The organism is Vibrio brasiliensis LMG 20546, from assembly GCF_000189255.1.
GTDB lineage: Bacteria > Pseudomonadota > Gammaproteobacteria > Enterobacterales > Vibrionaceae > Vibrio > Vibrio brasiliensis.
This window is the reverse complement of the sequence record NZ_AEVS01000072.1, coordinates 79642-90830: the sequence shown is the minus strand read 5'-3', so window position 1 is coordinate 90830 and position 11189 is coordinate 79642. Positions and strand designations below refer to the sequence as shown.

Here is an 11189-nt window from a genome sequence, read left to right as displayed (position 1 = left end):
AATAAACTCTGTATCAGATACCTACTCAGCATCTATAACGTGCACCTCTCGAAGGGCGCAGCCCGTTCTAAACTCTCGTAGGACGAAGTCCGTTCTCGAAGCGCAGCGTTCTAATTTCTCGATTCTCGGAGCGAAGCGTTCTCACATCTCTAAGGGCGTAGCCCGCTCTCGCCCTACTTCGCCTCTATATGATCAATCATCAACTGCAGCGACTGGTTGCCGCGGAATTCGTTGATATCAAGTTTATAAGCTAAGCGAACCGTTTTAACGGAGGCGTCAGGCCAGCGACGTAAATCTACATTAAAGGCGATACCATCAATCATAATGTTAGTCGGGTGACCTTTATGCAGAGGTTCTAGCATCAACTTGAGGTGCTTTTCCCCCACTAGTTTCTGATGCAGGACTTTGAACTCACCATCAAAGATTGGCTCTGGGAATGCTTGTCCCCATGGACCACCAGCACGGAGAGTTTCTGCGGTATGCATTGAGAATTCTTCAGGAGCCAGTTCACCATCAGACAGAATCACGCCCTTGAGCGCCGCATCATCTAAGTCCTGCTTTACCGCCTCATCAAACAGTTGGGAGAAGCGTTCAAAGTTGCTCTCTTTAATCGTTAAGCCCGCTGCCATAGCGTGGCCACCAAACTTGATGATCATGCCAGGATTCTGAGTATCGATACGATCCAGCACATCACGCATATGTAGGCCCGGAATCGAGCGACATGAGCCTTTGATCGTCCCCTCACCTCCATCGGCAAAAGCAATAACAGGACGGTGGAATTTCTCTTTAATACGTGAGGCAAGAATACCAATTACGCCTTGGTGCCAATCTCTTTGAAATAGCACCAAACCATGCGGCATATCGGTTTCACCAAACTGTAGACGTTCACAGAAAGCCATCGCTTCCTGTTTCATGCCCTCTTCAATCTCTTTTCGCGTCTGGTTTAGGCCGTCCAATTCACTTGCCATACGACGAGCGGCATGAATGTTATTACTCAGCAGCAACTCAACACCAAACGACATATCATCTAAGCGACCTGCTGCATTAATTCTTGGCCCAAGGGCAAAGCCGAAATCAGAGGCGACCAGTCGACGAGCATCGCGCTTGGCAACTTCAATCAGAGCCTGAATACCCGGGCGTGCTTTACCGGCGCGAATTCGCTGCAAACCCTGATGAACTAAGATTCTGTTGTTTTCATCAAGTGGAACAACGTCTGCAACCGTTCCTAATGCTACGAGATCGATCAATTCCATCAGCTTTGGCTCTGTCATACCTTGCTGCGTAAACCAACCGTTCTTGCGCATATGAACACACAACGCCATCATCAGATAGAAGGCCACGCCAACACCAGCCAACGCTTTAGAGGGAAAAGCACACTCTTGTAAGTTCGGGTTTACCATAGCATCAACATCTGGCAGTTCGTGACCAGGCAAGTGGTGATCAGTCACCAGCACCTGCAATCCCTGCTGCTTGGCGTAACGGACACCTTCAATTGAAGATACACCGTTATCCACCGTCATAATGACTTCAGCGCCAATTTCAATCGCCTGGTCAACGACCTCTGGGCTCAGGCCATAGCCATCTTCAAATCGGTTAGGTACCAGATAATCGACGTTGTTCGAGCCAAGCATACGCAATGCAAGTACAGATAACGCTGAACTTGTCGCGCCATCGGCATCGAAGTCTCCCACGACAATGATGCGTTTATTGGTTTGCAGTGCACTAAACAGAAGCTCTACTGCTTTATCGATTCCATGTAGCTTTTGGTATGAGTGCAGAGCACGAGCGGTCGTTTCTAACTGCTCAATGGTACGAATTCCGCGAGAGATATAGATACGTTTAAGTAACGGTGCAATGGAGTCGGGAAGTAAGCTTAAATCAGCTTCAGGTCTGCGTTGAATTTCTATCATAGGAAGTATCAGAGCCTCAATGAAGAGGCTCTTTTCAAATTACTGAGTTTGTTGAAGGCGCTGAAGTAACTGAGCTGGCGGAAGGTAACCACCCACCATTTCACCATTCGGTAGGAAGATAGCCGGTGTGCCGCTGATACCCAGCTCACGGCCTAAAGCAAAGTGCTGCTTAATGATTTCTTGGTATTTAGCGTAATCATCACCTTTTTCTGGGAACTGACGATTTACTTTACCGTTGTGCATTGCTGTCTGAGGATCTTCTGCCCCCCAGATTGCCGCCATTTGGTCCGCAACAGAGCCTGTTGCCCCCTGACGTGGGTAAGCCATGTAGCGCACTGTTATACCAAGTTCGTTGTAACCTTTCATCTGACTATGTAAGCGAACACAGTAACCACAAGTGATATCGGTAAACACTGTTACTACATACTTCTCGTCATCAGCCTTGAACTCAATCATGCTGTCTTTAAACGCTTCGATCTTAGCTGCATTGATTGGCGCCTGACGCTTAGCAAGCACATCTTCATACTGACCATTACCATCGAGCTTGTATAACGTTCCTGCTAAGAAGTAATCACCCGATGGCGTTGCAAATAAGATTCCGCCGCTGGTTTGCACTTCAACTAAACCATCAACTTCAGCAGGAACCACGTCTTTCACCTCAAGACCAAGTTTTGCAAAGCGCTGCTCTAGCTGTTCTTTATCAAACTTAGCTTCGGCAGCCGATACTGTCTGCGCGGCCAAAAGAAATGGTAATGTAAGTAACGTCATTCGGCGTAATACGCTCATTCAAATCACCTTAAATCGATTCATGTTGTTACCCAAGAAGTTATGCCCTTGGGTGATGCTCACTATGTAGCTGTTTCAATCGTTCTGTTGCCACATGAGTATAAATTTGTGTGGTCGACAAGTCACTATGACCCAGCAACATCTGCACGACGCGCAGGTCCGCGCCATAATTAAGTAAATGCGTAGCAAAAGCATGTCGCAAGACGTGAGGCGAAAGTAATTCGGTATCAATACCAGCCAGCACTGCATAGTGCTTGATTCGATGCCAAAAAGTCTGGCGTGTCATTTGACGTGCGCGCTTACTAGGAAATACCACATCAGATGTAGTCTCCCCAAGTAACTCAGACCTGCCTTGTTGAAGAAAAGTTTCAATCCATTCGACGGCATTTTCGCCCATTGGAACCAAGCGCTCTTTACCACCTTTACCGGTGACCCTCACGACCCCTTGGCGTAGGCTGATATTTTCCATCGTCAGGCTGACTAACTCAGTGACACGCAAACCAGTGGCATACAATAGCTCAAGCATCGCTTTGTCACGCAACTCCATCGCATCGTTGGGATCTGGCGCATTAAGTAAGGCTTCCACTTGATCTTCGGTCAAGTCTTTAGGTAAGCGTTTAGGTAACTTAGGGCTTACCAGCAGTGCACTGGGATCATCGCTACGAATTTTTTCTCGATGGAGGTACTGAAACAGACGACGGATTGCCGATAGCATTCGTGCTCGCGACGTCTGCTTATAGCCAGAATCTGACAGCCAGGATTGATACTCTTGCAGACCAGAGAGGCTGATAAAGTCGAGACGATAGTTGTTTGCGGTCATCCACTGCAATAGCTTTACCAGATCGTTACGGTATGACGCTAAGGTATTTTCAGATAAACCACGCTCCATCCACATTGAATCTAAAAACTGCTCAACTATTCCTTGATCAGGTGACATTTGTTCTGACACAGCAAACCTCTTCGTTTAGTTATGCGCTCAAATGTAAGTGGCTCAAGCCAATAAAGCTATAAAAAATCACATTGAAGAAGGATATTCGCTGCAAAGCTCGCCATTTTGTGGTTAGAATTCACCATCAATTCCCCAATATAAAAAAGAATGCTATGAAAATCGGTCTATTTTACGGCTCAACCACTTGTTATACCGAAATGGCAGCAGAGAAGATCCGCGCCATTATTGGTGAAGACCTCATCGATATTCACAACGTTAAAGAGTCTCCACTCTCTTTGATGGCAGATTACGATTTTCTTATCCTCGGCATTTCTACGTGGGATTTTGGTGAGATTCAGGAAGACTGGAACGAACTATGGGACCAAATTAACAGCCTGCCTCTTACAGGTAAAACTGTTGCCCTATTCGGTTTAGGCGACCAGGAAGGCTATGGTGAGTGGTATCTGGATGCAATGGGCTTCCTGCACGATGAAGTGAAAAAAGCTGGCGCGAATGTCGTTGGTTACTGGCCAAACGATGAAAACTACCAGTTTGAAGCCTCTAAGGCGCTGACTGAAGACAAAACACAATTTGTCGGTCTGGCACTCGATGAAGACTCACAATATGAGCTTAGTGATGAACGTATCGCGACTTGGGTTGAGCAGATTCTGGTTGAGTATCAGGAGACGCTTTAGAGTCGAGAAAAGCTTGAAGGGTTGGCACACTGCGTCAACCCTTTTCTTTTAAGTAAAATAAACAACAATGTCCGTAAACGGAGGTTCACGCTCAATAAGCGTCTCTCGAAGGGCGAAGCCCGCTCTAAATTCTCGCAGGACGAAGTCCGTTCTCGACTCTCTAAGCGAAGCGTTCTAGTTCTCCCTAGAACTCAGCCCATTCCTGAACCTAAGCCAATCAAATACCAGACCCGGGTCTGTCTTACGCAGTGGTGCAATATACTGATGGCCAGTAATGCGGGGAACAGTGATTAACGGATAGGTCTGTTGAATCTGTTGAGTTAATTCCGTCAACGCTTGGTATTGCTCATCGGTGTAAGCGACAAAGTCGCTGCCTTCTAGCTCAATGCCTATCGAGTAATCATTACACTTTTCACGCCCAGCAAAGCTTGAAGCGCCAGCATGCCATGCTCTGGCGGTAAACGGTACAAACTGTACGACTTCCCCATCACGACGAATCAGGCAGTGTGCCGAAACGCCCATTTTATGGATAACCTTAAAGAAAGGGTGCTGTTCCGGATCCAGCTTACCAGTAAAAAACTGCTCAATATAAGGGCCACCAAACTGACCAGGTGGCAGACTGATGTTATGTACCACCAGCAAAGAGATATCCTGTCGATCACTTCTCTGGTCGAAAAAAGGAGACTCAACCCGTCGTGCTTTGCTATACCAGCCCTGGTCATCAATCATTTTGCTGCTCGTCATCTTAATCAATCCTCACGATTTTATCTGTTTGACCATGAAATGCGAGATTAATGGCTGAATTTCACGCTTAGTCAGCGTATCATGCCCACCTCTTGTTCAACTGCTTATTAGATTTGCGATGAAAAACACACACAATAGCCAAGAACGTCTTGAATATTTAAAACAGCAACTTCCTTTAGAAATATCTCGCTCTGTTGCGGATACCATTAAAGAAGATTTAGGTGGGACTCTTGATCCTGCTGCTGACATTACCGCAAGTCTAATTCCTGCTGACGCTCAAAACGAAGCGACCATTATCACCCGTGAACACGGTGTGTTCTGTGGTAAGGCCTGGGCAGATGAAGTATTCAAGCAGCTTGGTGGCGAAGTGACAATCGAGTGGAATGTTGAAGATGGCGACAAAGTTGAACCGAATCAGGTTCTTTGTACTCTATCAGGCCCTTCTCGTGCTCTGCTTACCGGTGAGCGCAACGCGATGAACTTCATTCAGACTCTCTCTGGCTGTGCGACTATCACGGCTCAATACGCGGAGAAACTTGAAGGCACTGACTGTCGTTTACTTGATACCCGTAAGACTATCCCGGGTCTACGCAGCGCGCTTAAATATGCGGTAGCTTGTGGTGGCGGTTTCAACCACCGCATCGGTGTTTTCGACGCTTACTTAATCAAAGAGAACCACATCATCGCCAATGGTGGTATCACGCAAACTATCAAAACCGCAAAAGAGCTGAACCCGGGTAAGCCTGTAGAGGTTGAAACGGAAAGTCTGGCTGAGCTTCAGGAGGCAATCGAAGCTGGAGCAGATATCATTATGCTCGATAACTTCACCACAGATATGATGCGTGAAGCAGTGAAGATTAATGCGGGTCGCGCGGCGCTAGAGAACTCTGGCAACGTAACTCTGGATACTCTGCGTGAATATGCTGAGACAGGTGTCGACTACATTTCTGTTGGCGCCTTGACGAAACACCTTAAGGCAATGGACCTTTCGATGCGCTTTAAATAACGTTCACAGCAAATATATATAAAGAAAATAGAGGCGCTTAAGCCTCTATTTTTTTATCCCACAGCTTCACATTGATTTGCAGTTTGAATGCAAGATACGACCATTTAGCTTTTTTCTCATCGAAATCAGACTGGGTTGAAATACTCTTCCCGCAGCCACGCTTCTATTCTCACATCACTAATAACCACTAACCAGGTGAGAAATATGCAAACTAAACGAACTGTAAAAGGGTTTACCTTAATTGAGTTAATGGTCGTTGTAGCCATCGTGGCGATTCTGGCGACCCTGGCAATTCCTAGTTACCAGAACTACACCACCCGCGCCCACGCAAGCGAAATGCTCAACGCTTCAATGGCAATGAAAACCGCCGTGTCTATCTGCCTTATACGCGGTGAGCCCGACTGCTCTTCTGGCAATGGTGACGTTCCTCTCGCTCAGGATCTGGGGAGTTTCTCGGTCGAAGCACTGCTTGATGCCACCAGCGGTGATCTTCTGATACGTGCAGAAATTAACCCAAATCAGAACAAAGGCACTTTGCAGGAAGGCGACAAAGTGGAGCTGATTCCTGTCACGGCAGGCGGTGGCGTAACTTGGAACGTCGTCTGTACCAAGGTATCGTCACAAGGCGGCTCAACTGATGACTGGTGTCCAGACAGCTAATGGTCACCAGCTTGCCATCCATTTTGCATCAGGCAGACCTTCTCACCACCAGTCAGAAGGCTCAATTAGTTGAACATGTAAAAGTGTCTGGTCAATCAGTTCCTGAAGCCTTGTTAACGTTAGAGTTACTCACGTCCAGCCAGCTTACCCAACACCTGTCGCAGCTTTTTGCCTTGCCGGAAACAAGTGTTGACCGGTTTGACTATGCTGCGCTGTGTAACGCTCTGGGGTTACGCGAGCTCATTACTCGATATACGGCACTGCCCATTATGCAGACTCAACGGGTGCTTACTGTTGCTGTGACTGACTTGACCGATACCAATATCGAGGAAGAGTTTCGCTTCGCCACTGGATTACAAGTTGAATTGGCTCTGGCCGATTTTCACAAGCTGCAGGGCGCGATTCGACGCGTCTATGGAAAATCGGTCACACACGGTACTTACAGTAGGGAAATCAGTGAACAGGACCTCGCTGCTCTGGTTAACATAAGTGAAGAAGAACTCTCTTCAGTTGAAGACCTGACTCAAGATGACGCGCCAGTTAGCCGCTATATCAATCAGATTCTTCAAGATGCAGTGAGAAAGTGTGCATCAGATATCCACTTTGAACCGTACGAGCAATCCTACCGGGTCCGTATGCGCTGTGACGGTCTGCTGGTTGAAAGTCAGCAGCCGCCCCATCACTTAAGTCGGCGTCTCGCCACTCGACTGAAAATTCTCTCTAAGTTAGATATCGCTGAACGACGTCTGCCGCAAGATGGAAGAATAAAGTTAAAAATTGATCCGCAAACAGCGATTGATATCAGAGTTTCCACCCTGCCAACCTTATGGGGAGAAAAGGTAGTTGTTCGTATGCTGGATAGCCGATCGGCCCCACTAGACTTAGAGGCTTTAGGTTACTCAGTTCAACAAAAGCAGCTCTATCTCAACGCGCTCAAAAAGCCGCAAGGACTGATCATAGTGACGGGTCCAACGGGAAGTGGGAAAAGCGCCTCGCTTTATACAGGGCTGAAGATCCTCAATACCACGCAAATCAATATCGCCACCGCTGAAGATCCCGTTGAAATAAACTTAACCGGAGTCAATCAGGTTCAGGTTCTGCCTCACATTGGTCTCGATTTTACCCGAGCCCTGAGAGCCTTTCTCAGGCAAGATCCAGACATCATCATGGTAGGTGAAGTCCGCGATGCAGAGACTGCTGAAATTGCCGTAAAAGCAGCTCAAACAGGTCATCTTGTGTTAACGACTCTTCACACAAACTCAGCAGCTGAGGCGGTCACCAGACTCAAAAATATGGGCATCGAAGCCTATAACCTCTCCTCCTCTCTTAGTCTGGTCATCGCACAACGCCTAGTTCGCAGACTCTGCCCCAATTGCAAGCTGCGCTTCGTCGCCCCGCCAGCTGTTCAGCAACAGTTTTGTTTACCTGACCAATGTTCTCTGTTCGAAGCAAATCCGGATGGGTGTAGTGAATGCAATAACGGTTACGCTGGGCGGATTGGTCTCTATGAACTAATGGAATTCAGTCAACCTTTGATAGAAGCAGTAAACCAGGGACGAAGTAGTCTGGAGATAGAACACATCGCCCGCCAGCAAGGGATGATGACACTCAAGCAGGCTGGTGTTGAAAAACTTATCTCGGGGATCACTAGCTACCAGGAGCTTATGCGTGTTCTCTATTGATAGTCTGGGTGTAAAAGTGAAACCTCTCCAGCAGCGTCAGCTAAAAGCTTATCGCTGGAGAGGCAGTAACAGGGAAGGTAAAAGGGTCTCGGGTCGAATGGTCGCTTTCAGCGAAATTGAAGTAAGAAGCGAGCTACAGCAGCAACAGATTGGCTCAATTAAAATCACTCCCCGTTCCATATCTTTGCTTGAACGTTACACTCAACGAGTAACCGCAAAAGACATCACACTGCTAACTCGTCATATCACCACTATGCTCATCACCGGAATGCCGATGATTTCGATACTCAAACTGGTATCAGCTCACCATCAAAAAGGTGAAATGAAATCGATACTGAATAGAATCTCAGCAAAAATAGAAGCGGGCCTGCCTTTATCTCAAGCGATGCGTGCCTCTAGTCCTCATTTTGATGCTCTCTATTGTGACTTAGTCGCAACAGGTGAACAGACGGGTAAGCTAGTTGAGGTGTTTGAGCGCATAGCAATATATCGAGAAAAATCTCAGCGACTAAAAACCAATATAATCAAAGCGTTGATCTACCCAAGCATGGTGATGCTGACAGCGTTTGTGGTCTGCTATTTAATGCTCACCCTCGTTATCCCGCAATTTGAGTCGATATTTGCCGGGTTTGGAGCACAGCTTCCGTGGTTAACTCGCCAAGTCCTCAAGCTTTCAGCGTTGAGTCAAAAGTACGCTGGGATGCTGCTCATCTCGGTCTCCATCATGCTGTTGTTACTTAATAGAGTGACAAAACGGTCTCGTCGAGCCCAGCTAATGTATAGCAGCTTACTACTAAAAATACCTGTTATTGGGCAAGTACTCAGACAAGCAATCATTGCCAGATTTAGTCGAACTCTCGCCACTGGGTTTAATGCTGGATTGCCAATCCTTTGCTGCTTAAAAACCGCAACAACGACCGCTGGCAACCTCTACTACCAGGAGGCACTGGAAAAGGTCTGTTCCAACACAGCGTCAGGGATGCCAGTGTTTATTGCTATGCGCCTCAGCAATGCTTTTCCCGAAATGGTTTTGCAGATGGTGATGATTGGTGAAGAGTCTGGAAGATTGGATGATATGCTCAATAAAATTGCTGATATCTATGAAGCGAATGTGGAACAAAGCGTTGATACTCTCGGTAAAGTTCTTGAGCCACTGATTATTCTTTTTCTCGGTGTGACAGTGGGAGGCTTAGTCGTTGCTATGTATCTACCTATCTTTAACTTAATGAATGTCTTAGGGTAGTATACTCAGGATATTAGTTTGAACTCAGACAGTTGACCCTTATATGGACATTTTTGAATTTAATCCTTGGCTTTTTCCAACTCTGGCGACTGTCTTTGGTCTTATTATCGGTAGTTTTCTAAACGTCGTTATTCATCGTCTACCGCGAATAATGGAACGTGAATGGCGACAAGAGTGTGCCGAGAGCTTTCCTGAATACAATATCGAGCCGCCGCAAGGGGTATATAACCTCAGTGTACCTCGTTCTAGCTGCCCAAAGTGTGACACTCCAATTCGCTTAATCGACAATATTCCTGTCATCAGTTGGTTGATGCTCAAAGGTCAGTGCCATCAATGCAGTGCCAAAATCAGTGCTCGTTACCCACTGGTCGAGCTACTCAGCGGAGCGCTCTCTTTTGTCGTAGCCTATCAACTCGGCTTTAGTTATTTCACCATTGCACTGATTTTCTTTACTTTTGTCCTGATTGCAGCGACCTTCATCGATCTGGATACCATGCTGCTTCCTGATCAACTGACCTTGCCATTAACCTGGGCTGGTATTGCGCTCTCTTTGCTACAGATAAGCCCTGTTTCACTGCAAGACTCGGTTATCGGTGCCATTGCGGGCTACCTATCCCTGTGGTCGGTTTACTGGTTGTTTAAACTAGTAACGGGTAAAGAAGGGATGGGCTATGGTGATTTCAAACTACTAGCCGCCTTAGGTGCTTGGTTAGGCTGGCAGTATTTGCCAATGGTGATTTTGCTCTCATCACTAGTAGGGCTTGTATTTGGCTTGATTCAGCTTCGTTTAAAGCAACAAGGTATCGACAAAGCCTTTCCATTTGGACCATACCTTGCCATCGCTGGCTGGATTAGTATGATCTGGGGCAGTAATGTGCTGAATTGGTATCTCAGTAACTTTCTAGGAATTTAGTATGGCACTCGTCATTGGACTCACAGGCGGTATCGCGAGCGGTAAAACGACGGTCGCTAATCTATTTGAGCAGGAATTTGGTATCGAAATCGTTGATGCCGACGTGATTGCACGACAAGTTGTTGAACCCGGAAGTGCAGGTCTAGAACAGATCACTCAACATTTTGGTCCTGAGGTGATTGAGGCGGATGGCACTCTCAATCGCGCCAGATTGCGCGAGATAATCTTTGCCGACCCGAGCCAAAAGGAGTGGCTGAATAACTTACTCCACCCAATGATTAGAGAGCAGATGTTGCAGCAGTTGGAAACGGTCCAATCTGACTATGCGCTACTCGTCATTCCTCTGATGGTAGAAAACAATCTACAGTCTCTGGCTGACAAGGTTGTGGTCGTTGATGTCGACCCAGAAACACAGATACAGCGTACTGTTGAGCGTGACCAAGTAGACCAACGACAAGCCGAGGCAATTGTGGCTTCCCAGGCAAGCCGTGAGCAAAGACTCGCTATCGCCGATTACGTGATTAAAAATAATACAAAAAACCAAAAACTTTTGTATCAAATCACAGAATTACATAAAAAGTTTCTAGAAATGTGTAGGGGAAATCTGTGAGAATAAAGGATG

The 11189-nt window shown here is 46.8% G+C and carries 11 protein-coding genes; 7 read left to right on the top strand and 4 right to left on the bottom strand.

Annotation, left to right across the window (positions count from 1 at the left end; all coding sequences use genetic code 11):
* Positions 1 to 173: 173 nt before the first annotated feature.
* The 3 genes from recJ to xerD are packed head-to-tail and all read right to left on the bottom strand — an operon-like array spanning position 174 to position 3633.
* Complete coding sequence (recJ, locus tag RH46_RS12905; protein WP_006879915.1) at positions 174 to 1910, bottom strand: single-stranded-DNA-specific exonuclease RecJ; 1737 nt, start codon at positions 1908 to 1910, stop codon at positions 174 to 176.
* 39 nt (positions 1911 to 1949) lie between these two features.
* On the bottom strand, positions 1950 to 2696 hold the full coding sequence (locus RH46_RS12900) for a thioredoxin fold domain-containing protein (protein WP_006879914.1): 747 nt from the start codon (positions 2694 to 2696) through the stop codon (positions 1950 to 1952).
* Between the two features lie 40 nt (positions 2697 to 2736).
* A complete protein-coding gene (xerD, locus tag RH46_RS12895) occupies positions 2737 to 3633 on the bottom strand; it encodes a site-specific tyrosine recombinase XerD (RefSeq protein WP_071985916.1) in 897 nt (298 codons plus the stop codon).
* A 164-nt stretch (positions 3634 to 3797) separates the two neighbouring features.
* Between xerD and fldB the strand changes: the two genes are divergently transcribed.
* Positions 3798 to 4319 (top strand): flavodoxin FldB, encoded by a 522-nt coding sequence (gene fldB / locus RH46_RS12890; RefSeq protein WP_006879912.1) that lies wholly within the window; start codon positions 3798 to 3800, stop codon positions 4317 to 4319.
* 174 nt (positions 4320 to 4493) lie between these two features.
* Here the strand turns inward: fldB and ampD are convergent, their stop codons facing one another.
* Positions 4494 to 5048: a 1,6-anhydro-N-acetylmuramyl-L-alanine amidase AmpD gene (gene ampD, locus RH46_RS12885; RefSeq protein ID WP_040895812.1), complete on the bottom strand. Its 555-nt coding sequence runs from the start codon at positions 5046 to 5048 to the stop codon at positions 4494 to 4496.
* 133 nt (positions 5049 to 5181) lie between these two features.
* Between ampD and nadC the strand changes: the two genes are divergently transcribed.
* The 6 genes from nadC to coaE all read left to right on the top strand — a co-directional run bounded on the left by nadC (position 5182) and on the right by coaE (position 11177).
* Positions 5182 to 6069, top strand: a complete 888-nt coding sequence (gene nadC, locus RH46_RS12880; protein ID WP_006879910.1) for a carboxylating nicotinate-nucleotide diphosphorylase — start codon at positions 5182 to 5184, stop codon at positions 6067 to 6069.
* 204 nt (positions 6070 to 6273) lie between these two features.
* Positions 6274 to 6729 (top strand): pilin, encoded by a 456-nt coding sequence (locus tag RH46_RS22550; protein WP_006879909.1) that lies wholly within the window; start codon positions 6274 to 6276, stop codon positions 6727 to 6729.
* Complete coding sequence (gene pilB, locus RH46_RS12870) at positions 6729 to 8411, top strand: type IV-A pilus assembly ATPase PilB (RefSeq protein WP_006879908.1); 1683 nt, start codon at positions 6729 to 6731, stop codon at positions 8409 to 8411. The genes RH46_RS22550 and pilB overlap by 1 nt, the downstream gene beginning before the upstream one ends.
* A 16-nt stretch (positions 8412 to 8427) precedes the next feature.
* Positions 8428 to 9654, top strand: coding sequence for a type II secretion system F family protein (locus tag RH46_RS12865; protein WP_040895808.1), 1227 nt, complete (start codon positions 8428 to 8430; stop codon positions 9652 to 9654).
* Between the two features lie 43 nt (positions 9655 to 9697).
* On the top strand, positions 9698 to 10567 hold the full coding sequence (locus RH46_RS12860) for a prepilin peptidase (protein WP_006879906.1): 870 nt from the start codon (positions 9698 to 9700) through the stop codon (positions 10565 to 10567).
* A 1-nt stretch (position 10568) separates the two neighbouring features.
* Positions 10569 to 11177 (top strand): dephospho-CoA kinase, encoded by a 609-nt coding sequence (coaE, locus tag RH46_RS12855; RefSeq protein WP_006879905.1) that lies wholly within the window; start codon positions 10569 to 10571, stop codon positions 11175 to 11177.
* Positions 11178 to 11189 lie beyond the last annotated feature (12 nt).